Genomic DNA, 23660 nt, shown 5'->3' with positions numbered 1-23660 from the left:
CTCGATTAATTAATTTTAAAAGAAATAACATCACCAGCAGAACCATCACTCATGGCAATACCAATGGTGCGATCTGCGGCTTCCGCTTTAATGGCGTGTCCTTTGGGGTCAGAGGTCAAAAAATCACCAAAGGAAACATTGCCTCCACAAACCACTTCGCCCCAACCACATTGGCCAACATCAATCATCTCACCAGCCTTTGCACTCAATAACCCAGCAGTCCCTAATAATTTATCACCCTTACCAGAAGCCGTTGCCACCATTCCGTCACCGCGCGCTGCAACAATGCAATAAGGTGAAATCACATCTCCAGCGCGAAAAGATTTAATCAAAATCATCGTACTCATAATGGGCGCTCCTTTTGCTCGCTAATATACTCAACCGCTTGGCTAATGGTGATGTCGAAGCCTTTTTGCTTCTGCTCTTCCTGATAATGGCGTGCCGCAAGGGCAACCTCTTCTGGAGCAAGCTTTGGTTCTTGCGCTAAGGCACACACTTCTAAAGGGCTTGTTGAGGCAAGCGCCGGCAACTTCTCGACCAAACTTTTAAAATGCTCCATCCCCCCTTCAAGGCTACAGAGCGCACGATATTCCTCGCGAGCAGCCGGCAAAATCTTGCCCTCTTCAATGGTCTTATCTAAAAGACTCTCAATGGCACTGTTTTTTTGCTCTTCTTGCAAAAGCGCTAAATCTTCTCGCGCTTTTGTTAATTGGGCATTTAATTCCACGCGTTCCTTTTCGCGCGCTTTAAGCGTTGCTAAAACCTCATCCGCTTTAGCATCTTCTGCCAGCGATAGTGCACTGGCAATGGCTGTCAAATCCATCATTTTCTCCGTCAAAGTTATAGGGGAAGGCTGTTCACGGCTTAAAGCCGTCATGACAAGGGCTGGACGGTTCACCAAACCAGCACCTGCTAAATTTAAAATTTCACCTTTCTTGGAATGGCGAAACTCAGGCGAAAGATAGCGATATTCTCGGGCAACAATCTTTTTAGCGGCCATATCGGTCCATTTAACACGCCCCCAAATCGCACCATCCCGCTCTGCTAATTCTTCAATCCAGCCACTGGCAGGTGCTTCTAAACCATTTCTCGCACGGTGATGTTGCCCATGCTCATAATCAATCACAAGCGGTCCTTTATTGGCTGCAAAGGCTTTTAAAATAGTTTGCGGGTTATAATGCCATTGTCGTCCATCACGTGCCTTTACATGGGGCGCTTTGGGCAAAAGCTCTACCCATTCAGGCGCTTGGCTAACGGTGGCGTCTTCACATGAAATGTCTTGGCATAAAACGTCTGGACAGAGATCTATTAACGCAGCATGAAATGTTTCTGCATCCCCATCTTTTTGATCTTCGTGAAATTCCTGTTCCATACATTGCCTATTGCTTTACAATTGTCATTGGCAATACAATGCATGAAACTTACTCCCACCATAAGTCTGACACTGTCAGTCAAAAGAGCATTTCTCAAAAAAGCACTCTTTTCCCTATTCTTCTCCTTGTGAGAGAAACCCCCGTGCCAAACCATCCCATAAAATCGTTTTCAAAGGCACTTCAAAGACGATAGAGCGCCGTTGTGAAGTGAGAGGTACAATTTATCGCCTTATACAAAAAAAGCCTCTCTCAAGCCGTTTTTTTTAAGATTGCTTTTTGGCTTAAAAACATTATATCATTGGAGGTAAGGCGTGAGCCAGTTTTGCCAGGACGGTTTTACCGGATCTGCGAGGAGTTGACCGCCCTCCACGCCTTCTCTTTTTCTCACGCATCGACTCTCTTCACAAAAGCCAACATGGTTTTTCTCAAGTCGTTTTTTTAAAGATTGCTTTTAAACTTTTAAACTGTTACTTCTATCCACGAGGCGTGAGCCAGTTATACCAGGACGGTTTTACCGGATCTGCGAGGAGTTGACCGCCCTCCACGCCTTCTCTTTTTCCTCGCCTCTTTTCCGTTAAGAACACAAGACTTTCTTCCTGTTGTTCTCTTTACAACAACCTCTCGCCCTTTTTTTCAGCCGCATCCAATAAGCGTCCAATTTCTCTAGAACTTTTTTTATGCATGGAGGTCAACCACCATTCTTGTTTGCTTGCCACAAATTTAACCGCTAAGCGCCACCATACCCCATCATTTTCACCCAAAAACACAACGCTCGGTACACCTTTTCGCCTGATAATTCCATGGGGGCGAATGAGTGTTTGAATGGCGCCTCGAAAATCATCCAAGCGAAGATCACGCGCTTGATGCTCTAACAAAATATGTTTCACACTGTCTGCGGATAAGCGAATAAGAGAATTTTCCGCTGCAAAAACATCACCCACCTTTTGTGGTATCGGTGCAATGGGTATAAACCCGCGAGGCATCCGTCCTTCAAACATGGCTTCCAAAAGTGGTGAACCCACAATATCTTCAATGGCAATGCGTTTGTCATTGTCCCCCATCACAGAGACTTTATCACTCAAAAAACGGCTTAAATTTTGCGCCCGATGTTTCCCAGGATTAGAATGCCAACCAGGATCAATCCCCTTTGGTATCTTCTCAACTTTCCCCGTTCGCTTATTGTGCCAAACCTGCTTTTCAACATGAAGTGGCTCTGCCCCCTCTTCATAGCCTAAATCTTCTGCTTCATAACGGCTTACCTGTCGCACACTGCATTTACACCGCCAACCATTGGGCGGATAAAGCCAATCCCAAACCGGATCATCAACAGGTGCGGTAAACCCCACCCAACTTTCATGTTCTAAACGCTTATGTTCTGAACTTGACAAAGCATAGGTGAGATAGGGCAAAAATTCTTTATTATTTTGTGTGCGCTCCCACTCACCTGCCGCATGCGCACTCATGGTATTGGCCCAATAGACCGTTTCTAAACGCCGTGGGCTGCCCAATTGTACCACGCTCTTTTCACCAGTTTTGGGGTCAATGCTGGTCTTTTTACCCCACCAACCCTTTTCCTGTAAAATCGGCATCAAATTTTTTTGAAAATTTTGAAAAGGAACTTGATGCTTTATGGCTTCTCCAACCGCTCGCTTAAAATCCTCCAAAATGTCATAGCCTAGCGATTTTGCCACCGTAAAGGAAAAGGCATGTTCTTCTGGTGCTATATCACGCCAATCAAAGCTTGGAACAAGTGCCTTGGCTTCAAAATAACGGGTGACCTCTTTAGGGGCGGTTTTAAAAAGTTCCTCAGCCATGATACCCAAGCCCACGTGCAATCATTTGTACTTTTGCCAAGCGCGCTGCTAATGCGTGATGATCCATCTCACCTAGCAATTCATCTAAGCCTTTTAGGATATCCTCATAACTTTTTGCTTCTCTCACAAGCTTTTTAAAAGGCTCTAAAAGGGGTTCTAAATCCTCTTCCCAGTCACTTAAAGCTTCTTGTGAAAGCCGGTCCAATTCGTCGTGATGTTTCCCACCCTTCTCTTTTGCACCCTTGCTCTCTCTTGTCACAGAAACATCAAAAACACCTCCACAATCAGCACAAACATGAGCCTTTTCTCCCCTCTCATCATCAAGCGCATTATCAGGAGCCTTTAAAACATCCTCTTCCTTTTTTGGTTGCGAAAAACCAATCTTATTGCGCACTTCTTGCGCCCCAACACGCAAACCTAAAGGCACAAGTTTTTCCAGCGCATCACTAATCGCTTTAATGTCTTCATTTTCCGAAATCGGCCAATAGACAAGGGGAGCGCGCTCTTGGCGCCCAAAATTAATCTCAACAAAGGGCACAATTAAATCACGATTAGCCGTTAAAGCTAATTGGCGTGCATCAGCTCTGGCAATATCATGGCGCACATTTTCATGAATGCGCGCTTGCGAAAAAGACGCACCATCATCCGTCGTCATGGTTTGCCCCAACACACCTTTAGAAATTTGTCGATCTAAATATTCCGCCTTAGAAGCAAACACCGCATTGCCACTGCCCCCTGCCGCTTCAATAAATTCAATCTCCATTTCTTTGGGAATAATCGCTGCCGCATCACTGGATAAATCACGCACCGCTTGAATGAGAACCCGTCGCTCCTCATGAGAAGAGCTTGCCCCATATTTACCCACACGCAAAGGCATGCCATAAACTTCTAAAAATGCCATCCAATCTTTTAAGGTATAAGATTTAAACAAAAAAGCCCAAGCTGCAAGCCGCGCAAGCCCAGAACGAATAGGCAAACCGCTTTTCAACTTGGGTCTGTGAATAGAAAATTTATAAGCAGGCAATTCACTTCCATTAAAAGACCCCTCTTCTTTTAAACGCAAATGAAAACCATCCCGTCGATCCAATTGAAAAAACCGCTGGTCACGCCATTTCCAAGCAACCGGCCACCATTCCTTGGCACTCTTGTCCCACAAAGTTTCAACAACCGCATAGCCTTTTCCCAAAGCATCTAACAAATCCGTGACATAATCATCAACAAAGGTAGGCGCACTAATCACTTCCCGCACCGCATCTGCTATCTTTTTGTCCTGTGCACTGTTGCTTGCGGCAATCACTCCAGGCTCCACCCCTGTAAGGGCATTTTTACGCATGCCAAGCACAGCACGATAATGCAAATCACGCTCTTCCATATCATCGGCAAGTTGGAAAAACTGCTCTGGATGCCCCTGTGCTGCCTGTTGCAAAATATCAGCAAGTTGCAGAGGGGTCAGACCACTGACAATGGTTTGTGACCATACATCACGAACACCGCCAACGGTAGGGCTTGCAACTTCTCGCTCCAACCCTTTGATATTAAGCGCCCTGCCCCACTGATCTAAAAGTTTTACCATCTCATCATCCCATCAATAAATCTTTGATCGCATTGTTGAAAAAAAAGGCGTTGAAAAGAGCGAGCTTTCATCAAAACGATAAGCCTCTCTCACAGGGGTATAATCATAAATTTCAGGAGTTTGGCGGCTGGCAAAATAAGCCAAAGCGCAAGCAATCGCGCTATCACCATGGCGCATAAAACCGTCACTGCCTTTAAAACGATGATTGTCTGGAATTTTCACAATGCCATTGACATAAGCAAGCGCTTGATGATCGGCAACAATGTCACTATCGCGCGGCAAAACAATGGACCCATCCCCAAAAGCTTCTAAATAAGCCGGCATTTCCTTGCCATACCAACTTTGTGACAAGGGCACTTCCTTCACAAGAGCTCCATAACGTTGCGCCGCTTTTTCAGCTAAATAAGCCCCATTGCCCCGCGCATCTAACGCGCCGCCCATCAAACGCGGCAAACCATTCACCCCATAAAATAAAATCTCTCTTTGTTGATCAAACGGCGTATTGCGCAATTCCACCATAAACCGGACACGGCGCACCAAATCTTGTCCCACCTCCATCACCACAATCGATGTCGCATCGCCACTCCGCGCAAAATCAACACCAAAAACATGTTGGCGCCGCCGGTCAAGCCCAATATGAAGAGGTTTTATATGTTTCTCACACCAAGCAAAAGCAGTTTGACTTCGTTGATAATCCGATTGATTTTTAAAATTATCCACACAAGCAAAACGCAACACCGCAATATCTGGCGCACAACAATTTTCAATCTGTAAGCGTGTTAAAGCAGCCCCTTCTTGATCGGCTGGTATGGCATCTAATTCTTGGCGCATAGCAGCCAAACGCACCCCATAAGACGCGCGAATTTGATCTTCCCATTGTTGCTCAGACGCTAAACTCCACACCTCCCCCTTCATGGCACAAACTCGTTTAAACAAGCCATTTTTAACAGCGACACCAAAGGGGTAACAATGCACCGAAAAAGGCACTTTTCCTGCTCGCGCCTCACGGATCAGTTCATTGAAAGGATTGAGCACACCATTATGGGTGGAGATCACACGGATTTTTCCTCCCCAAATCAACAAAGCATTGACTGCATCCAAAACAGAGCGCACATCTTGATGAAAAGCCGCCTCGTCAATCACTACAATGCCCTGTAACCCCCGAATGTTTTCAGGGCGGCTAGAAAGCGCCTCAACCCGAAACCCCGAAGCAAAACGCACCCGATAAGCAGAGATATATTTCGTTGAACCATCCGCCCTTTGATCAGAGAATAAAAATTCCTCCACATCCCCACTATTACGAGTGATTGCCCTTGCAAAATTGCTCACATAACCAATAAATTCACGTCCCTTTTCTTTGGTGTCTCCAATATAAAAAACATTATCGCCACCAGCCTTAAGCGTTGCTGCCGCAATAAGGGTATCATCCAAAGCTTCCGCAAAAGTAATGCCGGTCCGCCGCCCCTTTTCAACCAATTTTAATGGGGACTTATCTTCTATCCATGCCCGTTGATGCGCCATCAAAACGCCTTCCGCTAAGGGATCACTCTCTTTGGGAAAAGTACTTCTCTGCCAAATGTCATAGGTATTCTGATGTTCACAGCCATGACTTTTAAAAGCAATCTGTTCAGAAAAATTTTGCCCTTCAGCCATGTTTTACCCCCAACACCTGCGCACGAATAGCTCGCGCTGTTTCTTCTGAGAGCCCCGCCGCTGCTGCTGCTGCGTCAACCGCTTTGCTTGCTTTGCTGGTAAAATCCTTCTCTAATCTTTGCCGTCTGGTGGTCGACAAATGTTCAGCCGCCAACACGCCTTTAAGCGCATTGGCCAATTCTTGTGCTGCCTTTGGCGAAAGGTTTTTCCCACTGCTCAACGTTGAAAAAATCAACTCCTTAATCGCTGCTGCCGTCAAAAGAGTGATATTATCAGAAGCTTTAGCATCAAAGCGCTTGGAGAGGCTTGCGGCAATTTCTCTTGTCTGTTCTAGGCGCCGTGACATCACGGCTAGCCGCAAAGAATAACGATTAAAACTGGAAAAAGAGGGAATAGAAAAGCTGAGACCCGTTTCCTTTCGTAAAGCCTTCAAAGCCGCTTTAAACTCACCATAAATAGCCATTTGTGTCTTCTCACGCCCATTTAAAGCCTCAGCAGCAGCAGCAATAATTTGATCACAAGCTTGCGGCAATAAATCAATCGCCGTTAAACGTCCACGCCCGACCTTGCGCATCCTTCACCTCGTCTTTTATTGATGAACGTTTAGGCCGCTTAATCCCCTCAATGGAAAAGCTCCGGTCTAAATGACGCGCTCCCCGTTCTGTTAACGCCGCAAGAAAAACCGAACCCACACATTTTAAAGTAACAGCACCTTGATCTTCCATCCATGCCAGTTCATTATGCACAAAATCGCGATCGCGTCTGATGCCATAACTGTATAAAAGCCGCTCAATCATCGCACTCGATAAAGTTTCGCTGCGCTCACAAGCAAGCCCTTTTAAAATAATCAACCGCGCTTCTTCACGGATGATTTTATCCATATCTGCTTTCATTTCTTGGCATTCTCCAACAAAAACTCTTGCAAGCGCTCACCAATGGCTGCCACCGGTTGTAATTGTGCAGAAAGCGTGTTGAGACGACCATTCAATTTCTCCATATTCACTTCCAATCTTTGCAGCGCATCACGATCAGGCAAAAAGTCCATCTCTGTTTCTAACTTTTGCACACGCTCTTTAAGCGCCGTGATATCTTTCAGCATTTCCCGCGCACCTGAAGAAAAATAGGCTCTCAAAACCCCACAAATCGCAATAACCGATAACAATAAAGACAACCAGCCATTGGCAACACTGATATCCAAATTCACTTAAAAGTCCCCTCTCTTTTGCCTAAAATCGCCCGCTCCGCAGCTTTTCTGCGCTGTTCACAAATCAATAAAGCAGCACGATCACGCCCCCAATAGTGCACCACTTCGCGCGCATTCAAAGCACGCTCTGGCAATAAAGCTGGGCGGGCACACGCCATGCGAACAACAGGCGGCAACTCAACCGATAAAAAATGATAAGAAAGGCTACCCACCGGCTTGTGTGTTGAGCAAGCGCACACGCTCAAGCCCAATGCCACCGCCAGTAACCGGCAACTTCTCATTGACTTCCTCCATTTTCACAAGCTTTTGTTCCAAAGCCGAAATCACCCCTTGCGCTTGATGCTCAGCTTCCAACGCTGCTTGTCTTTGTCGCTCTTGTACAAGCAGTGCACGTGCTGAAGCCTTGGCAATCTCCAACTGCCAATACAAATCACGCGCCTTTTCCGCCTTTAAAATTTGCGCTTTCATAAAGCCAAAAGTCGCCAACATCACACTGACCAAAAAAAGCAGACCAAAAGACAGTTTTGAAACAGGGCTAAACATTGCTTTTATCTCCCCACCTCGTTATCTCCACCCCATCATAGGAGCGGCTATGCCGCTTATGGGAATGCTTCCTATTGGAAAAATCCAACGAGCCAAAGCCACGATGCACCCCCAGATTGCCAACAATAATCGCCACCATCGAAGGAATAGAAATGCTCGCCATATCAACAATATGCGGAGCCCCCCACAAACCACCAGAAACGAGCAAAAAAATAACCCCCCAAGCAAACCAAAAGGACCACCATAAATAGAGCCTAGAACCACGATAAGAAGGTTTCATGCCTTTACCTCGCCTCCAAGTCCCAAAAGCTTTTTGGCGCGGTTTAAATAGGTCAAACGTTGCACAAGTCCATTCTTGCCCCCATTGATCGCCTTGGTAATCCTCACGACATCATCTTGATCAGCCAGCCTATTCAAGCCTTTCATTTGCCAAAACCAAACAGCAGACCAAAGCGCTGCTGGAAACTTTTCCAGCTCTTGCGGAAATGCTTCACAATCAACCGCTTGTTCATCGACTAAGCGCCAAAACTTCGTAAAACGACGATAATTATTTCGCCCCGTCAACTGGATCAAACCACGCCCCTTAAAGTGCACCCCATCCCCAGGGTTGACATTGCCTAAATCACGCCGCCCCTCATAAGCGCGCCCTGAGGCATATTCACAAACGGTAAAAAAGCCATCACTCTCATGGGCACATTGGCTTAAAAAATGTGCAATACGTAAACGCGTCGTTATCCCGCCATAAGATAATGCTTCAGGCAACACACGTGCCATTTCAACAATAATAAAATCTTGGCGCGCATGATGCGCCAATTTAGGCGCAAGGCGATGAAGAAAAGAGGCATCTATTGAAACCATAACAAACCACTCAATGAATAAAAATCCATTCGCAGTTTATCGGGTCTCACTCCCCCAATATAAGCCTGACACTGTCAGTCAAAACTCTCAATACTCATAAAACTCTGGAAATAATAAACCTTGTGGTTCTTGCAAAGAAATTTTCTTCTTCAAGCGATAGGCTGTGCGCACATGCATACCAGAAACAGCAGACGCTGCATCCACCGACCAACCTTTTTGCAACGCTTTTAGCATTTTTTGCCGCCGTTCAGCATCTCTGCCAAGGGGGATAAGAAGGCGCACACCCGAACCATTAAAACAAAAATGGTTGATGAGTTGCTGCGCCTCTTCAAACCCAACAATTTCAATCAACCAATCCGCACTCTCAAGACGCCCGGGTATATAAACTTCTCGTCCACCAAAAGCCCGCATCATATTCCATGCTGCTTCACTGCCCGCAACATCAGCTATTTCACGCAATAAGGCAGGAAAATCGCTATAGATTTCCTCTTGCATACATGCTTACCCCTCGCTTTTAACACCTTTACGGATTTTCCGCCCCCAAACATTCATCACTTCTCTAAAGTCGCCCCCACTCATCTCACCCAAAGCTTTACCACTTAACGCCATAACACTTTGATGAAAAGCCCCAAGCTCAAACATAGCATCGGGATTCAAACACTTCCATTGGGCACACAAAATGGAAATGCTTGGTTTATTCCTCCATGAATCTTCGCGGTTTTTCCCTTTCCAGTCAACCCCACCCTCACGCTGCAACCAACCTTTCAACGCCTCAATAGCTCTGCATGCATCATCGCTATCGCGTAAAAAGCGAACATGATCAATCCCTGTCTGTCTTTTCACAAAGGCAAGCAACGCCTTGTCTGAACGATCACGAATAATGCCAAGATTCCACCCAGCAATCCAGAGCGCCTGGAGCTTCTTGGCATATTTACCCTCTAAACGCTTCCCATTCGGCTTAAAACCAAACGCTTTCATTTCAGCGATAACCAAGTGCTTTTCTGAAAAATTCAAATCTTTCGCCGATTGCTTGCCTGTTAAGCGATAGAGCAGTGCGCGATAGGTCTCATCATCAAGACCTAACGCGCGTTTTCCCATATGAAGGACAGCTAAAGACATGTTACCTCCCTCATGTCTTCGCCAGATCAATGGTTACAGCACGCCAAGCGCTTTCTAGGCTATCACGCTCATAAAAACGCACATATTCCTTAGATGTCGTCACACGGAATGACTCACGAATAGCACGCATCGCCTCTTTCCAGCGTGGATCATCAATATCCAAACGCAACAGCATAAAGATCTCCCCCCGATTCACCTTGCCTTCTTTATCCGTATTAAAAGCACGCGTAATAATCGCACGGATTTCAGGGCGCGCATCCGCAGACCACTCATTCAAGCACTCATCAAGAAGGCTTTTGGCAATTTGCAATTGTGGTCCAAAATCAACACTTTCCTGTACCTGCACCTTAATGCGTTGCAAACCATCAAAGCTTGTGTAAGTACAATTGCCCTTTTTGCCACGCCGCTCCACACCATATTCTTGCGCAAGCAAGCTATCAAAATCACTCAAATCCGCAATCGTATGGTTGTTAAAACGTGCAATCCTTGCCGATAATTCTTTCGCAAAACCCATAATTTTGCGCACCGTTTCATCCTCTAACAAATCCGCAGGGCGGATCAGGTTTACCGGCACCAAAGCCCCTTTCGCATCCTTCATATAACGCGTACCTTCAAGTTCAATTTGTGGATTCATCACCAACTTCCTCCTTATGTTTTTTGAAACCGACGAAATGGCACAACATCCCCTGAAGAAGGCGCACATCCCGCTTTCAATTGCCAACGACACCGCATAAGCTCATGACCTAAAACGTGGTTATAGCCTGCCAAACGACGCAAATACTCATTCAATTCTCGAACATCTTGTCCATGCAAAAAAATCCCATCCATTTCATGTTTTAACAAGGCAGAGCGCAAAGCAATCAAGCTATCTCTCACCATATAGGGGTTGCGTTCCATCATTTGCTTCCTCCAAAATCCATATAAATCACACGATTGCTCTCATCCGCATCAGAGCCTTCACACTCAGCCAAAACTTCTGAAACTTGGCCTTCCAAAACCGCATCCGCTTCCCCCAAACGGTGAACACTCAACTCCAATTCAAGCAATAACGCCAAATCAACACACAATTTAAGCTGTTCTCCAATATCAAAACCGCATTGATAATCGTCATAAAGACCAACAAGCGTATCGGATAATTCTTTGTCGCATAAAGAGATCATGCCAATTCCTCCACGTCACGGTTTTTCCATGCCGCTTTGACATGTTTCAGGGTCACCTCACACCCATCTCCAAGCGCTGCCATGCGTGCCAACATCATGGTTTTGTCAATTTGCCGCAAAGCACCAGCTTTCAAACCAATTCCCGTCAAAAACTTTATCGCACCAACATCTTCAATCCCCCAATCATGAATGCGCGCTGCAATATCCTCACTATAGGGCTTGCGCCGTTTCAAATGCATCGCCAATCGGCTTTTAATTTGCGCATAAGAGGGACCATTTTGACGATGAACCAACCGTCCAGAGATTTCATCATTGCCAACCAAAGCCAACCCCGTACCATTAATATCAACAAAGTGGCGCAACTGATTAATCGCCTCATCCGTTAAATTTTGCGCTTCATCAACAATCAACAACGTGCCACTGCCCACGCGCTCTAATTTCTTACCAATCGCACGCGTTAAGCGGGTGGGATTATATTCCACCACTTCCAATTCTGCTGCCATATCATTCAAAATACCGTGAACACTGCGCGTATGCGGGCTGGCTGTCACCAAATAAACATGCGGGCGGGTAGAGCGATAATGGCGGCAGGTTTCGGTCTTACCACTGCCCGCATCAAGCGTAATCATCACCATATCCCCCGTACTTTGTGCCAGTGTTAAAGTATCAATAATCTCACTGGCAATTCGATTCCTCTGAAAGGCTGGTTTTTCAGGAATCTTCTCCAAAAACCCCGCCGTTTCCTTTAAAACCTCAACCCATTGTTGAACCTTTGCATTTTGCTTACCCAATTGCCCCGCATAACTGCCCGCATACCATTGCGAAAACGTCCCATCCGGCATGCCTATGCGCCGCGCCACCTCTGCTTTCGACCAATCATTCATTTGTCCCAAAGCTCTCACCGCATCCACAAGCTCATTCCATAAAGCAATGTCATCACTGTTGCGGTTTTGTGCTGTTCCATTAGGCTGGATTTTAGGTCGCGCCCAAGGATTTTTATCGACCGTTGCATTTATCGCGTTTTTCATGTATATTCCCCTCTGTATTGATTTTAGACTATTGATAAGGGGAAGGGCTCCCACCCGCCCCTTATCTTTTGTCTTTAGAATGAACATTTAAAAGCCGTACGCGATACTAAAACGGCTAACCTTGCAAATCCCCTTTCTTTCTCACACATCGGGGAACTTGCTAACTTCACGCTCCTCACCTGATAAGCAAAGACACCTGAAAATTTAATTGTATTGATTTAAACTTTTAAAGGATTAAGACTTCTCCCCCCTTTTCTTTGTTAACGCTTCAACCCCGCACATGGACCTCAACCGGTCCCCTTAAATCCCCCCTCTCTTTTCCTATTTCCTTATTCTATTGCTTGGGAAACTTGATCACCTCACGCCCCTCATCAGAGGCGGAAAGCTTTCTCAAAGCTTTATGCAAGTGTTGACTGAATTCTTCCTCCCCCAAAGCCTCATCATCGTCTGCTTTCAAAGCTAAATTCCCCACATTGTTTGGCATCAAGCGGCTCACCTTTGGCTTTATCGGAAGCTTAGATTTGAACGCTTCATCCTTTTTCTCAAGGCGACCATAAACATCGGCCAAGTGATCAGGCGCAAGCTTTGCCGCTAGCTGTTTTTCTGCTTTAACAGCCTTCACATATTCTTTACGCAAACGCCCATTCAAGCGCGCCGCCTGCTGGTCATAAAAACCTACATCAGAAAGGCATGGTGCCAAACAAAGCAACCGATTGTTCAAATCATAAACCCGTAAATCTTGATGCAAATGATCCGGATCAAAGCGTACAATCACTTTTTTCCCCGCATGCTCATTCAACGCCCGCGCCCAATAACGATTGCCATAAAAATGGATCTCGCCCGTACCCTTTTGCGCACGCAATGCCTCAGAGGTTAAAAGCCATAAAGCCCGTTGTGCTGCCGTTGCTTGCCGAATAATCGTCCCCTCGGCTTGCAAGCTCTCTGTAAAGGTCTCATCAAAACTGCGCCCCGCACAATTAACCGCCTTACGCCCTGCTTGCGCATTGTGTGCCACAATCTGCGCACCAACATGGGCTTTAAACGCTTCAAATCCTATCGCGCGCTTGCCGTAATCTTCAGGCTTGGCATCCGGTTTATTGCCCGTATAAGCCCCCGCACAAAAGGGATGTTTCGAAATCGCTTCTGCCAGATCACGCCATGCCCGCTCAATCGGTTTAGACTGTCCGCTATAAGGGGTGGTCCATTGCAATTGCACCCCCAAACTCGTCAAAAGTCCTTGCGGATCATCCGGCTTAATCTTAAAACGAAAACGGTTTTGCACACCTCCAGAAATCCACTTGCTGGTAAAGGCACGCCCATTATCCAAGGTCATACGCTCCGGTATGCCATAAGCTTCCACCATGTCCCCAATCACCAAACGCACGATTTCCCAAGTCTCAGCATCCGACAGGCGCCACGATAAAATCTTGCCCGAATAAAGATCTTGTATCGCTATCAGATAAAGCCGCACAGGCTTCTCTGTCCAAGGAACGCTCACAAAAACATCCAGCTTATGCCCGTCCATATTCACTGCTTGCAGTGCATGCAAGCTCGAGCGATCACGCCGTTGGGCTGGATAAAGCTTTTTTGCCTTTTCTTCTCCCTCACGCGCTAAAACCACAACCGCTTTGGAAACTTGCGCCTTAAAACGACGCCGCAAAGCCCGCTCAGAAGGAATGGGCTGCCAACCCCGCTCCTGTGCAACCGAAACCATCCGCCGATAACACGCCGAAAAAGCAGGTTTAGAGGGGCGCAAATAATCCGAACAAAAAACCTCCCACGCCCCCTCATGACACGGCGCAAATTGCGAAACATTCTCCTCACCATAACAAGGCGCTAAAGCTGCCAACCAATCAGGGCGCTCATACCCCTCCACCATCTGCCGCCAATTAAAAAGCGACATCCGGCTCACACCAAATTGCACCGCACTCAAACTTGCCGCATCATGCACACCCATACCGGCATGGAGTAAATCTTCCCAAAAGCAAAGTGCCTTCAAACGCTCTTCACAGCGCCTTTTATGCGCCTTGGAAAGCCCCTCATAACGCACCCAAATGCTTGTCTTTTGATCGCTTTTCTCTGTCTTTTCTTCTACACAAACCCCACCAAACCGCACCAACAACGCCGCCCGCGCCCCCTCCGGCAATAAGGAAATGTGAATTTCTACAATAGGTCGAGAAACCCCTTTAACTTTACGTATCAAACCACTTTGATGACGCCATGTGGACGCCAAAATCTTACGCAATCCACCTTTACTTTTCGGCAACCCTGGCAAAGCTGCCTCAGCCAATTCGGCAATAGTAAACCATTCCTTCATGGCTGCCCCCTTTTAATGCGAACCGGCGTTGCGCGCATGGCTTTCAATTGCGCTGCAATCTCCCGCTGTTCCTGCTGAAGCCGCGCAATCTCTGCTAAACGCGCCTCATCTCCTTGCAACAGCAACAATCCATCTTCACTCACCACCTCATCCCAGAGCCAAAATGCCTCTGTCGCCCGCACAAATGCCTTAAACCGTGGCAGGGAAATATCCACCTGCTTACTTTCCGCAACATAAGCATCCAAACTCGCCTTACTTAAACACCCAATCCCTAAATAATGCGCCATACGCTCCGCAATCACACTGCGCTCATGCCGGCATTCTCTCAAAGCCCGCGCCATCGCACGCTTAATGCGCGAGCGAAACCGCCCTAAATCAATCTGCGCAACGGGTTCACGGCAGGGAAAAACCGGCTTTTGGAAAAAATCAAGCTGCCCGCAACCATGCCTCTTCATGACAGCACCTCCCCCGATTGCTTGTTCAAATAATCATAAAACCGCGCCCGTGTCTGTGCATCCGCTCTCTGCCAAACACCCAATAACTGAGCAAAAACCCGCTCTTGTTCATTAATTTGCGGCGGCGTATTAATCCCATTGACCAAATCAACAGCCCGCCGTAAATCCCCCTCAACCTGTTGCAAAGCAATCGCCACCCGCCGTTGCGCAACCGGCTCCATCTTGGCTAATTTTAACAACTGCGCTTGATTATCCGCCAATGCCGTCCCACGCAAAACCGACCGCAACTCCGGCTGTAAATGTTGGGAAATGCGATTGAGGAGTTTCACTGACTCCTTCGATAAACCAATACGATCTGCTACATGTTTGGCAAAGTGCAAACTTTGCATTTTGCCATTCAATTCACCTTCATTTGGCAAAGGGTCAAGTTGACCCTTTGCCACTTTGTCTCCTTCACACCCGATTTTATTGTCATTTGAAGAGGCATTATCACTGATTTGAGCAATAGGGTAAACTTTACCCAATTGCTCTTTTTTGGCTTTATGTTGATTACTACCGTCCCCACCAACCTTAATTTCCCCATACTTCTTTTCCCACAATTCGCGGTAAGTCTGGACAAAAAGCGCACGGTCAATAACAGACAATTCATTGCGAAACAAATTCTCTGCCACTTCTAAAAGCGCAGCATTGTCCTTATCAGCCTGCACCACAACCGCATCAATTTCGCTATAGCCTAAAAGCTCAGCAGCACGAAGCCGATGCGCACCAGCAATAAGCGTGTAATTACCTTCCTTAGCATTGGGGGTATGGCGCACCGTAATCGGATTCATCAATCCCTCCCGCGCCATTGATTGTGCAAGTGCCTTGGCATGCTCATCATCCACAGGGCGTATACGCTCCGGTACCACAATCACATCAAGAGCAAGCTTTTGAAACTGTGCCATCACGCCCCCACCTTTCTGATCTCTTTAAAGAACAAATCCATCGCACGCCCCGCCCATCTTCGATAAGCTTTCGCAAAAACGGGTTCTTCCAAACGCCGGTTAATCACTTGCATAGATAGAGAAATAGAAGTCCGCTGACGTGCCTGTATCGCAACAATACGCCGCCGTGGCACCTCAAACTGATAATGCAAAATATGAATAACAATCTGTCGTGCTAACGCCGCATCAAATAAGCCATGCGGGGGGTCAATAATATACCGGATCGGCAGATGCTTAAATCCACTACTCACGGCTTTTAAAGAACAGGAAAGCATCACCTGTAAACGTTCAACTTCTGAATAAGGATTAACGATATCGTTTCTGACATCTGGGGTCCATAAATTACAAGCAGCAACCATAACCACCCCCTATAAAAACAATATGACCACCATTTAATCGCCAGAACCAACCCATCCAAACGGCTGTTCTATGATGCAACTCTATGCAATTTATCTTGCCTATTTCGTACTGATCTTTAGACATTGATAAACCTTTTTATCTTATGGTATTTAAATTCATGGCAAATGCGCAAAAACGCAAAGCCGTGTAACGAAGTTCAAGCAGCATTACCGCGCAAAGCAGAATGCGCACCCGAATCTGTATTGGCATGTTTTGCTGCTTTAAAAATGCGACGGCGACTTTTGGGGTAGCGGTCGCTAAAAACTTGCTCAACGGGCAAACCGATAAAATCGGCAATAGCACGTTCGGCTTTCTCGTTAGACCGTGTCCAGATATGTTGAACACTGGATGACGAGAGTTGATAAGCTTTCGCGAGCTCCGCCAAGGTCATATTACGGCGGCGTAGCTCGGCTAAAATACTATGGCGATCCCATTTTTGTGTGGTTGTCATAACTTCGCTCCTGCTTCAAACGGATGCTCCCACATCCGTTTTTTGTGGGGTTAATTGTAAAATATCTGCCCTCTATATCGGGCGGTAATAACAGTTAAAACCATTTTACGGGTTTGTCAACCCGCAAAATGGTCTTAATGGGTATTTTTTTGGCACGTTTAGAAACAGAACCTAAAACACCATTGGCAAAACGCCTACGTGAAATAAGACGAATCCTCGGAAACGAAGAACGCGGTGCTTTTGCCAAATCTCTTAATTTGGCAAAAAATACGCTTGCAAATTATGAGCTCGGTATAAATGAGCCACCAGCATCTATCGTAATTGCCTATCACAAAATTTATGGCGTAGACTTTCATTGGCTTCTCACTGGAGAAGGCGAAATGTTTACAGACATGGAAAAGGCGAAAGCAGCTGGTTTTAAACCACAAACTATCCCTGCTGGTCTCATGAAAAAGCTTGGTCGCATAGCTTATACAACCTATCGCGATGCAAATATAAAACTCCCCCCTGAAGATATAGCGGAATTAGCGGCAGAGCTTTGTATAAAGTTGCAAGAGCTTGTTCAAGACATCAACGACATGGAAGAAGTAGAAGCGACTTTCCCTCTTCTTAAAATTCATTTAAAGCGTCAAATAGAAGCTGAAAGAGTACATCTAGAAACTACACAAAATACGGCTTAATGCCTCTTTAAGATAAATGGGGAAATCTCTTTTTAAAATCCTGTAATTTAAAACGAACCTAAATATGAATAAGGAGCATTTTTGGCACGCCCCGAACTAGAACCTAAAACAGAACTAGCAAAACGCCTACGTGAAATAAGACGAATCTATGGAAATGAAGAACGTAGTATCTTTGCGCAACGGCTTAATTTACAACGTGGCACCCTTGCCAATTATGAAATTGGAGCACACGAACCAACATGCTCAACAATTAACGCCTATTATACGGCCTATAACATTAATCCTCATTGGCTCGTTACGGGTGAAGGCGAAATGTTTACAGACATGGAAAAGGCGAAAGCAGCTGGTTTTAAACCACAAACTATCCCTGCTGGACTCATGAAAAAGCTTGGTCGCATAGCTTACACAACCTATCGCGATGCAAATATAAAAATCCCTCCTGAAGATATAGCGGAACTCGCGGCAGAGCTTTGTATAAAGTTGCAAGAGCTTGTTCAAGATATCAACGACACGGAAGAAGTCGAGCTTATTTTACCTCTTTTAAAACTGCATTTAAAGCGTCAAATAGAGGCTGAAAATGCACATCCAGAAACTAAATAAGATATAGCTTAATGCCTCTTTAATATGAAAAATACAGGCGCGTTTCTATTTACATTAAGAAACTTAAATAATGCATTGTTTTTAAATAATTATATTTGAAAAAAAATAGAAACGCGCCATATGGCGCATATCTTTTTTGCTTTTTGGGTCATTTTTGGCTGATTTTGGAGTGAGCTTCACAATTTACCGAAATTTTTTCACAGGGTCTTCAAAGGCGGTTTTCTGGGCTTTCACAGACTTTTTAAAATTTTTCACAGGGTTTTCAAAGACCTTTCAAAGCCTTCTCTCATTTTTACCTTTAAAACGCTCTTTTTTCTAATTTTCACTCTTTTTTACAATTTTAGGTGTCAAAATCTATTTTGACAAAACGCGCATTTAATGCTAAATTTTATACATAAAAACAACAAATTACCACGTATTCCTACCTAATCCCACCTTTTCCCACTTAGTATAAAACCTAGTGTCAAACTACAGCGGGTTTTGTATATTTTGACNCATAAAAACAACAAATTACCACGTATTCCTACCTAATCCCACCTTTTCCCACTTAGTATAAAACCTAGTGTCAAACTACAGCAATGAACGCAAAAAGCAATTGATTCATTTTAAAATAGCACAAATAAGATTACTTTTTTCAAACTACCGCGCCTTTATAAGAGAACACAGCAATTATTTGCATATTATAAATTACGATTTCTTTCATCAGAGATGAATTATTAAGCTCCATCAGCAATGAATCGGTCTCATATATTTTTTTCCAAAGAAAGAATGATTTGTACTCAATAAAGGAATTAAACTTAAAAGCCTGCTCATGAAGCAATCATTTTGAAAAATGAAAGAAACAACAATCAAGGTCATATATTATCTCCATACACCCCACATAACCTCCTCCCCATCCTAAAAGCAAAAAACATAAAACAAGTCTGTAAACACTCCGACGTCTTATCTAACAGGTTGTTCCTCCTGCTAACCACTTCAACGCTTTACAAACAACCTTGCCTTGGATATTCATGACACTGTCATAAAACATTTAATGCATAAAGTTTTGTAGACTTTATATCCTCCCAAACTAATAGTGTTTTACAGTAAAAACAAAGATAACGAGCTAAATTGTTGAGAATCCTGAGAAAGCCTTCAGAAATCATGACATTCTCGCTATTGTATTATGCAGTCACACGCTTTTTTAAAGAGATATCTCTTAAATCCCCCAAGTCTCTTTCACAGTGACTCCCGTAAATGGTAAAAATGAAATCGATTGATCAGCCCCATCTTTATTTATAATAAAAGCCATACCATCATACTATTTTCCAACTCTCAATCTTAGCAACCCCCTTGCCTTTGAAAGAGTTTATAAGAATCATTTTATTTATTTCTCAAATGTCCATTTATACAATAATTTCACATATAACGTGCAAGTGAATACTTTTGATTGATCCGCATAAATAGCTTCAAAATGAAAAAAAATTTCACGATATAATGAACTATTCAATATATAAAACAGTGAGTTATTATTAGACATCAATTTTTAAAATTAAAAGTCATCATTAAAGATAAAACACATCCTATATAAAAATAATTTTATATAAATAAAATCTACTTTTATTCCCATTTTAAAAAATGGGAATAAAGCAAATAAATAATTGCCTCTTACAATAATGATTTTTTTAAGATTTTCAAATAAATCAAAACAGTTAGAGGTTTTCATTTCTAAAAAATGAAAACCTCTAAAGGGTCTTCTTACTTTGACAAGAGTATTTTATAGCTCTTTTCAATTGAGAATAAATCAACAAAAGTAAAAAATCTCCTGTACATGATCTTTTTTCAAGACTTTATCTAAGCAGCCTTCTTAACTGATTTCCGAAAACGAAAAGTCTTTGCACGCTTTGCCACCGCTTTTGCTTTTTTATGCCTCTCATTTTGAGGTGAAGAATTCTTCCGCTGCAACTGTGCGGTATCATCTTTTCGACCTAAAAACTGTTTTTGACGTTTAGATTTTTTAAAACGGCGTTCCTTATCGTTTTCGTTTTCTTTACTTTCTCGCACAATTGGCTTTTCTGGAAACGCTGCAAATTGTTCTGGAACAGCCTCAGCCACCAATTTCATACGAATCAAGCGCTCTATAGCACGCAAGCGGGACCTTTCTATCTTCTCATCAAAAAGCGTAAGTGCTACACCAGATGCGCCATTACGTCCTGTACGACCAATACGATGTACATAACTTTCAGCTTCATCTGGTAAGTCGTAATTAATAACGTGACTTATCCCTGGTATATCAATACCGCGTGCAGCAATATCTGTTGCCACTAGGATCTGCACAGATCTTTCACGAAAAGCTTTTAAAGCAGACTGGCGAGCACCTTGTGATTTATTTCCATGAATTGTTGCGACTAAATATCCTATCTTTTCTAAACTACGTGTGACAGCATCTGCCCCATGTTTAGTTCGAGTAAAAACAATAACCGAATCAAAAGCTGGATTTGTCAAAAGTTTACTTAAAACATTCTTTTTTTCATTCGTAGGAACACAATATAATTTTTGGCAAATCTCTACAGCCGTAGTACCTTGAGGAACAACTTCAATTTTAACCGGATCATTGAGTAAACATTTTGCAAGCACAGCAATTTCTCTCGGCATTGTTGCAGAAAAGAGTGCTGTCTGACGCTCTTGATGCAAAAGCTTTGCAATTTGCTTAACATCATGAATAAACCCCATATCCAACATACGATCTGCTTCATCCAAAATCAAAAAACGAGATTGGGAAAGATCAACACACTTTTCACGAACAAGATCTCTCAAACGCCCTGGAGTCGCTATCAAAACATCCACACCTGCTTCCATACGTTTAATTTGTTTTAAACGTGATACGCCCCCAAAAATAAGACATGTTGAAAGATGTGCTCCTTTCGCCACAGTACGGATCGTTTCATCAATCTGAACAGCAAGTTCACGCGTTGGAGCTAAAATCAAAGCGCGTGCAGTTTTAGGACAGCGTTTATCACCCAAAGCCAAAATCTGACTTAAAATAGGTAAACCAAATGCCAAGGTTTTTCCAGAGCCTGTCTGAGCAACACCTAAAATATCGTGTCCTTTCAACATCACTGGAATAGCTTGTTCTTGTATAGGTTTAGGTTTACTCATCCCAGCAATGAGTAAATTTTTAATCAAAAGAGTAGGTAAACCTAACTTTGTAAAAACATTTTCTTCTTTTATAGGCAAAATAAAATCTTTCCTTAGCTGAAGAACTCAAAAGAAGTAACCATCTGAACTCTTCACTCAAGAATCCGCGCAAGAGAAATCCCTGACATTTTAAATGAAGCAACGCCTAAAAAGCGGCTTGCGCAACTTATGAACACCTTGAAATCAAGATAAAGGCGTATAAACTTCACTTTACAAAAAGCCAACAAACCAGCCTAAATGCCTTCATCTCTATTATCTTTGGATTATGATAAAAAAGCAAGAACTTTACGAAATACATTTATCATGAATAAAAACAATATTTAGATCGTTTACTTTTTGATGATTGTGTCCATCGGTAAATGTACCTTGATAAAATCAGGATAAATCTCGAGAAAAACTGGATTTTGTAAAGTTTTTCGACCGCCATAAATTAAATACCATTGGTTTTTATCAAAAATCGCCAAAGTTTTATATTGAATGATGCGATCCTTCATATCAAGAACTGTTGGAATTAAAGCATACAAAGTACCATTATCAGTTTGTAAATACTCTATATTTTCTTTATCTAAATAATAAGCACCAGAAGGCAACCCCTCAAATTTCCTATGCAACTGTTGAAGAAAATCACTACGTAAAGCACTCTCTGTTGTATTCAATCGATGTGCCATCTCTTTATAAAGCCGCTCAGGCATATAACGAGAAATAGGCATAAAATCCCCATTTTTTATAGCATTATTGACATCAACAACGACTCTTGAAAGTTCAGCTTTTTGTACTATCGTTGGCTGAGATGCTAAACTCTGTTGATTAACAATCAAAAAGAAAAATAGACTCAGCACCAAATAAAAAATAGGTTTCATCATTATACTTCTTGTTTTAGTAAAATTTCAGTTTCTCAAATAACAAAATCAAATAACGTTTGATCATCAGTAATATCACGATAACGCCAACCTAACGTTTGAAATTTTTCCTCTAGAAGACAAAAATTACCGTATTTTTTTGTTTCAATCGCAACCAATACAGAACCAAAGTTTCTCGCTGATTTTTTAAGATATTCAAAACGCACAATATCATCATCTGGTGATAATGTGGAAAGAAAATGACGCAATGCACCAGGATGTTGCGGAAAACTAAAAATAAAATATTTTCTCAACCCTTGGAAACGTAAAGAACGCTCTTTAATTTCTGGCAAACGCTCAAAATCAAAATTACCTCCTGAAATAACGAGAAGAATTTTTTTCCCCTTTAACTCTTGAGGAGGAATACTGTTAAGCGCATCAATCGATAAAGCACCAGCCGGTTCAAGAACCACACCTTCCACATTAAGCATTTCAACCATCGTAGAACAAACGCGGTTTTCAGGAACCGTAATGACAGAATCAGCGGGAAATTTCTTTAGAATTGTATAGTTTAGTGCACCAATTTCAGCCACAGCAGCACCATCTACAAAAGTGTCAATGCTTTCAAGCTTAACGCGTTTTCCACTCTCCAAACAAGCAAGCAAACTTGCAGCTCTTTGCGGCTCAACAAAACGAATCTTTGTTTTCCAACCATATTCATGTAAAAACTTACTCACTCCACTTGCCAAACCACCACCCCCTACCGGCACAATCATCAAATCTGGCTCACTTTCTCCATTGAGTTTTTTCCATTGTAAAGCAGCTTCACAAAGCACTGTTGCCTGCCCTGTAATAATGCGAATATCATCGAAAGGTGGAGCCATTACACCACCGCTCTCCACGACAAAGGATTGCGCAGCTTCATAACATTGATCAAATGTTTCACCAATCAAACGAATATCAATGAATTCTTTGCCAAAAATACGTGTTTTTTCAATTTTTTGTTGTGGCGTTGTCATGGGCATGAAAATCACGCCTTTACGTTTAAAATAACGACAAACAAAAGAAACCCCTTGCGCGTGATTCCCCGCTGAAGCGCAAACAAATGCAGAATCTGGTGATATACAGCTAAGCATTTCTGAAACAAAATTGAAAGCACCACGAATCTTATAAGACCGCACCGGTGTTAAATCTTCACGCTTTAAATAAATTTCTGCATCATACTTTTGACTAAGAAAATCATTTCTTTGAAGTGGTGTTTCAGCAAACACGTGATGCAATCCCACCATAGCTTTTGTGACGTCTTGAATAAATTGACTCATAACACTAATCATTTCACGCTTTATTTACATTATAAAAGCTTTTTCTATCGATAAAGGAAACTATTGTCAGTCAAAATTTCACTAAAAAATGAAAAATGTTTCTTTTGTCATT

The 23660-nt window shown here is 43.5% G+C and carries 29 protein-coding genes; 2 read left to right on the top strand and 27 right to left on the bottom strand.

What is annotated here, in order from left to right:
- Window positions 1–5: 5 nt before the first annotated feature.
- The 24 genes from ACFIK7_RS04460 to ACFIK7_RS04345 form a co-directional block, all read right to left on the bottom strand.
- Complete coding sequence (locus tag ACFIK7_RS04460) at window positions 6–347, bottom strand: hypothetical protein (protein WP_375662992.1); 342 nt, start codon at window positions 345–347, stop codon at window positions 6–8.
- A complete protein-coding gene (locus tag ACFIK7_RS04455) occupies window positions 344–1372 on the bottom strand; it encodes a phage protease (protein ID WP_375662991.1) in 1029 nt (342 codons plus the stop codon). The genes ACFIK7_RS04460 and ACFIK7_RS04455 overlap by 4 nt, the downstream gene beginning before the upstream one ends.
- Window positions 1373–1981: 609 nt before the next feature.
- Window positions 1982–3187, bottom strand: coding sequence for a phage minor head protein (locus tag ACFIK7_RS04450; RefSeq protein WP_375662990.1), 1206 nt, complete (start codon window positions 3185–3187; stop codon window positions 1982–1984).
- Window positions 3180–4760: a DUF935 domain-containing protein gene (locus tag ACFIK7_RS04445; protein ID WP_375662989.1), complete on the bottom strand. Its 1581-nt coding sequence runs from the start codon at window positions 4758–4760 to the stop codon at window positions 3180–3182. The genes ACFIK7_RS04450 and ACFIK7_RS04445 overlap by 8 nt, the downstream gene beginning before the upstream one ends.
- Window positions 4761–4772: 12 nt before the next feature.
- Complete coding sequence (locus ACFIK7_RS04440; RefSeq protein WP_375662988.1) at window positions 4773–6413, bottom strand: hypothetical protein; 1641 nt, start codon at window positions 6411–6413, stop codon at window positions 4773–4775.
- Entirely contained in the window at window positions 6406–6987 is a 582-nt protein-coding gene (locus ACFIK7_RS04435; RefSeq protein WP_375631553.1) for a phage protein Gp27 family protein, read from the bottom strand. Before ACFIK7_RS04435 ends, ACFIK7_RS04440 begins: the two co-directional genes overlap by 8 nt.
- A complete protein-coding gene (locus tag ACFIK7_RS04430) occupies window positions 6950–7306 on the bottom strand; it encodes a hypothetical protein (RefSeq protein WP_375612320.1) in 357 nt (118 codons plus the stop codon). Before ACFIK7_RS04430 ends, ACFIK7_RS04435 begins: the two co-directional genes overlap by 38 nt.
- Window positions 7303–7617: a DUF2730 family protein gene (locus ACFIK7_RS04425; RefSeq protein ID WP_375607966.1), complete on the bottom strand. Its 315-nt coding sequence runs from the start codon at window positions 7615–7617 to the stop codon at window positions 7303–7305. The genes ACFIK7_RS04430 and ACFIK7_RS04425 overlap by 4 nt, the downstream gene beginning before the upstream one ends.
- Window positions 7614–7829, bottom strand: coding sequence for a hypothetical protein (locus tag ACFIK7_RS04420; RefSeq protein WP_375613747.1), 216 nt, complete (start codon window positions 7827–7829; stop codon window positions 7614–7616). The genes ACFIK7_RS04425 and ACFIK7_RS04420 overlap by 4 nt, the downstream gene beginning before the upstream one ends.
- Complete coding sequence (locus tag ACFIK7_RS04415) at window positions 7822–8160, bottom strand: hypothetical protein (protein ID WP_375654600.1); 339 nt, start codon at window positions 8158–8160, stop codon at window positions 7822–7824. Before ACFIK7_RS04415 ends, ACFIK7_RS04420 begins: the two co-directional genes overlap by 8 nt.
- Window positions 8153–8440: a hypothetical protein gene (locus tag ACFIK7_RS04410; protein WP_375631548.1), complete on the bottom strand. Its 288-nt coding sequence runs from the start codon at window positions 8438–8440 to the stop codon at window positions 8153–8155. Before ACFIK7_RS04410 ends, ACFIK7_RS04415 begins: the two co-directional genes overlap by 8 nt.
- On the bottom strand, window positions 8437–9018 hold the full coding sequence (locus ACFIK7_RS04405) for a glycoside hydrolase family 19 protein (protein ID WP_375662987.1): 582 nt from the start codon (window positions 9016–9018) through the stop codon (window positions 8437–8439). The genes ACFIK7_RS04410 and ACFIK7_RS04405 overlap by 4 nt, the downstream gene beginning before the upstream one ends.
- An 87-nt stretch (window positions 9019–9105) precedes the next feature.
- On the bottom strand, window positions 9106–9513 hold the full coding sequence (locus ACFIK7_RS04400; protein ID WP_375662986.1) for a helix-turn-helix domain-containing protein: 408 nt from the start codon (window positions 9511–9513) through the stop codon (window positions 9106–9108).
- 6 nt (window positions 9514–9519) lie between these two features.
- The gene (locus tag ACFIK7_RS04395; RefSeq protein WP_375662985.1) at window positions 9520–10137 is read right to left on the bottom strand and encodes a regulatory protein GemA; all 618 of its coding nucleotides are present in this window, start codon (window positions 10135–10137) and stop codon (window positions 9520–9522) included.
- 10 nt (window positions 10138–10147) lie between these two features.
- The gene (locus tag ACFIK7_RS04390; RefSeq protein ID WP_375627429.1) at window positions 10148–10771 is read right to left on the bottom strand and encodes a DUF3164 family protein; all 624 of its coding nucleotides are present in this window, start codon (window positions 10769–10771) and stop codon (window positions 10148–10150) included.
- 14 nt (window positions 10772–10785) lie between these two features.
- Window positions 10786–11037, bottom strand: a complete 252-nt coding sequence (locus ACFIK7_RS04385; protein ID WP_273790126.1) for a hypothetical protein — start codon at window positions 11035–11037, stop codon at window positions 10786–10788.
- Window positions 11034–11297: a hypothetical protein gene (locus ACFIK7_RS04380; RefSeq protein ID WP_273790127.1), complete on the bottom strand. Its 264-nt coding sequence runs from the start codon at window positions 11295–11297 to the stop codon at window positions 11034–11036. The genes ACFIK7_RS04385 and ACFIK7_RS04380 overlap by 4 nt, the downstream gene beginning before the upstream one ends.
- Window positions 11294–12325 carry an AAA family ATPase gene (locus ACFIK7_RS04375; RefSeq protein WP_375613740.1) on the bottom strand — a complete coding sequence of 344 codons (1032 nt, stop codon included), beginning with the start codon at window positions 12323–12325 and terminating at the stop codon, window positions 11294–11296. The genes ACFIK7_RS04380 and ACFIK7_RS04375 overlap by 4 nt, the downstream gene beginning before the upstream one ends.
- A gap of 334 nt (window positions 12326–12659) precedes the next feature.
- Complete coding sequence (locus ACFIK7_RS04370; RefSeq protein ID WP_375662984.1) at window positions 12660–14642, bottom strand: transposase domain-containing protein; 1983 nt, start codon at window positions 14640–14642, stop codon at window positions 12660–12662.
- Entirely contained in the window at window positions 14639–15097 is a 459-nt protein-coding gene (locus ACFIK7_RS04365) for a hypothetical protein (RefSeq protein WP_012232200.1), read from the bottom strand. The genes ACFIK7_RS04370 and ACFIK7_RS04365 overlap by 4 nt, the downstream gene beginning before the upstream one ends.
- The gene (locus ACFIK7_RS04360; RefSeq protein WP_375662983.1) at window positions 15094–16041 is read right to left on the bottom strand and encodes a ParB/RepB/Spo0J family partition protein; all 948 of its coding nucleotides are present in this window, start codon (window positions 16039–16041) and stop codon (window positions 15094–15096) included. Before ACFIK7_RS04360 ends, ACFIK7_RS04365 begins: the two co-directional genes overlap by 4 nt.
- The gene (locus ACFIK7_RS04355; RefSeq protein ID WP_375648049.1) at window positions 16041–16439 is read right to left on the bottom strand and encodes a hypothetical protein; all 399 of its coding nucleotides are present in this window, start codon (window positions 16437–16439) and stop codon (window positions 16041–16043) included. The genes ACFIK7_RS04360 and ACFIK7_RS04355 overlap by 1 nt, the downstream gene beginning before the upstream one ends.
- Window positions 16423–16563 carry a hypothetical protein gene (locus tag ACFIK7_RS04350; RefSeq protein WP_273719933.1) on the bottom strand — a complete coding sequence of 47 codons (141 nt, stop codon included), beginning with the start codon at window positions 16561–16563 and terminating at the stop codon, window positions 16423–16425. The genes ACFIK7_RS04355 and ACFIK7_RS04350 overlap by 17 nt, the downstream gene beginning before the upstream one ends.
- A gap of 73 nt (window positions 16564–16636) precedes the next feature.
- Window positions 16637–16930, bottom strand: a complete 294-nt coding sequence (locus tag ACFIK7_RS04345; protein ID WP_375648066.1) for a helix-turn-helix domain-containing protein — start codon at window positions 16928–16930, stop codon at window positions 16637–16639.
- A gap of 149 nt (window positions 16931–17079) precedes the next feature.
- Between ACFIK7_RS04345 and ACFIK7_RS04340 the strand changes: the two genes are divergently transcribed.
- Together ACFIK7_RS04340 and ACFIK7_RS04335 are read left to right on the top strand one after the other, a co-directional pair.
- Window positions 17080–17610, top strand: a complete 531-nt coding sequence (locus tag ACFIK7_RS04340) for a helix-turn-helix transcriptional regulator (protein ID WP_375662982.1) — start codon at window positions 17080–17082, stop codon at window positions 17608–17610.
- A gap of 81 nt (window positions 17611–17691) precedes the next feature.
- Window positions 17692–18210, top strand: coding sequence for a helix-turn-helix domain-containing protein (locus ACFIK7_RS04335; protein ID WP_375662981.1), 519 nt, complete (start codon window positions 17692–17694; stop codon window positions 18208–18210).
- Window positions 18211–20043: 1833 nt separating this feature from the next.
- On the opposite strand, the gene ACFIK7_RS04330 is transcribed toward ACFIK7_RS04335, so the two are convergent.
- The 3 genes from ACFIK7_RS04330 to ilvA form a co-directional block, all read right to left on the bottom strand.
- The gene (locus tag ACFIK7_RS04330; RefSeq protein WP_273791441.1) at window positions 20044–21426 is read right to left on the bottom strand and encodes a DEAD/DEAH box helicase; all 1383 of its coding nucleotides are present in this window, start codon (window positions 21424–21426) and stop codon (window positions 20044–20046) included.
- Window positions 21427–21716: 290 nt separating this feature from the next.
- Window positions 21717–22247 carry a hypothetical protein gene (locus ACFIK7_RS04325; RefSeq protein WP_375662999.1) on the bottom strand — a complete coding sequence of 177 codons (531 nt, stop codon included), beginning with the start codon at window positions 22245–22247 and terminating at the stop codon, window positions 21717–21719.
- Window positions 22248–22282: 35 nt separating this feature from the next.
- Window positions 22283–23560, bottom strand: a complete 1278-nt coding sequence (ilvA, locus tag ACFIK7_RS04320; RefSeq protein WP_273791440.1) for a threonine ammonia-lyase IlvA — start codon at window positions 23558–23560, stop codon at window positions 22283–22285.
- Between the last annotated feature and the right edge of the window lie 100 nt (window positions 23561–23660).

This window comes from Bartonella sp. CL266QHHD (assembly GCF_042195355.1).
Lineage (GTDB): Bacteria > Pseudomonadota > Alphaproteobacteria > Rhizobiales > Rhizobiaceae > Bartonella.
The sequence above is the reverse complement of the archived record's forward strand: the minus strand, read 5'-3'. Positions and strand labels throughout refer to the sequence as shown.

Bases quoted from the DNA above. Each gene is read 5' to 3' on its own strand.
- ACFIK7_RS04460 (WP_375662992.1), bottom strand. From the start codon at position 347: ATGAGTACGATGATTTTGATTAAATCTTTTCGCGCTGGAGATGTGATT.
- ACFIK7_RS04455 (WP_375662991.1), bottom strand. From the start codon at position 1,372: ATGGAACAGGAATTTCACGAAGATCAAAAAGATGGGGATGCAGAAACA.
- ACFIK7_RS04450 (WP_375662990.1), bottom strand. From the start codon at position 3,187: ATGGCTGAGGAACTTTTTAAAACCGCCCCTAAAGAGGTCACCCGTTAT.
- ACFIK7_RS04445 (WP_375662989.1), bottom strand. From the start codon at position 4,760: ATGGTAAAACTTTTAGATCAGTGGGGCAGGGCGCTTAATATCAAAGGG.
- ACFIK7_RS04440 (WP_375662988.1), bottom strand. From the start codon at position 6,413: ATGGCTGAAGGGCAAAATTTTTCTGAACAGATTGCTTTTAAAAGTCAT.
- ACFIK7_RS04435 (WP_375631553.1), bottom strand. From the start codon at position 6,987: ATGCGCAAGGTCGGGCGTGGACGTTTAACGGCGATTGATTTATTGCCG.
- ACFIK7_RS04430 (WP_375612320.1), bottom strand. From the start codon at position 7,306: ATGAAAGCAGATATGGATAAAATCATCCGTGAAGAAGCGCGGTTGATT.
- ACFIK7_RS04415 (WP_375654600.1), bottom strand. From the start codon at position 8,160: ATGTTTAGCCCTGTTTCAAAACTGTCTTTTGGTCTGCTTTTTTTGGTC.
- ACFIK7_RS04410 (WP_375631548.1), bottom strand. From the start codon at position 8,440: ATGAAACCTTCTTATCGTGGTTCTAGGCTCTATTTATGGTGGTCCTTT.
- ACFIK7_RS04405 (WP_375662987.1), bottom strand. From the start codon at position 9,018: ATGGTTTCAATAGATGCCTCTTTTCTTCATCGCCTTGCGCCTAAATTG.
- ACFIK7_RS04400 (WP_375662986.1), bottom strand. From the start codon at position 9,513: ATGCAAGAGGAAATCTATAGCGATTTTCCTGCCTTATTGCGTGAAATA.
- ACFIK7_RS04395 (WP_375662985.1), bottom strand. From the start codon at position 10,137: ATGTCTTTAGCTGTCCTTCATATGGGAAAACGCGCGTTAGGTCTTGAT.
- ACFIK7_RS04390 (WP_375627429.1), bottom strand. From the start codon at position 10,771: ATGAATCCACAAATTGAACTTGAAGGTACGCGTTATATGAAGGATGCG.
- ACFIK7_RS04385 (WP_273790126.1), bottom strand. From the start codon at position 11,037: ATGATGGAACGCAACCCCTATATGGTGAGAGATAGCTTGATTGCTTTG.
- ACFIK7_RS04380 (WP_273790127.1), bottom strand. From the start codon at position 11,297: ATGATCTCTTTATGCGACAAAGAATTATCCGATACGCTTGTTGGTCTT.
- ACFIK7_RS04375 (WP_375613740.1), bottom strand. From the start codon at position 12,325: ATGAAAAACGCGATAAATGCAACGGTCGATAAAAATCCTTGGGCGCGA.
- ACFIK7_RS04370 (WP_375662984.1), bottom strand. From the start codon at position 14,642: ATGAAGGAATGGTTTACTATTGCCGAATTGGCTGAGGCAGCTTTGCCA.
- ACFIK7_RS04365 (WP_012232200.1), bottom strand. From the start codon at position 15,097: ATGAAGAGGCATGGTTGCGGGCAGCTTGATTTTTTCCAAAAGCCGGTT.
- ACFIK7_RS04360 (WP_375662983.1), bottom strand. From the start codon at position 16,041: ATGGCACAGTTTCAAAAGCTTGCTCTTGATGTGATTGTGGTACCGGAG.
- ACFIK7_RS04355 (WP_375648049.1), bottom strand. From the start codon at position 16,439: ATGGTTGCTGCTTGTAATTTATGGACCCCAGATGTCAGAAACGATATC.
- ACFIK7_RS04350 (WP_273719933.1), bottom strand. From the start codon at position 16,563: ATGTCTAAAGATCAGTACGAAATAGGCAAGATAAATTGCATAGAGTTG.
- ACFIK7_RS04345 (WP_375648066.1), bottom strand. From the start codon at position 16,930: ATGACAACCACACAAAAATGGGATCGCCATAGTATTTTAGCCGAGCTA.
- ACFIK7_RS04325 (WP_375662999.1), bottom strand. From the start codon at position 22,247: ATGAAACCTATTTTTTATTTGGTGCTGAGTCTATTTTTCTTTTTGATT.
- ilvA (WP_273791440.1), bottom strand. From the start codon at position 23,560: ATGATTAGTGTTATGAGTCAATTTATTCAAGACGTCACAAAAGCTATG.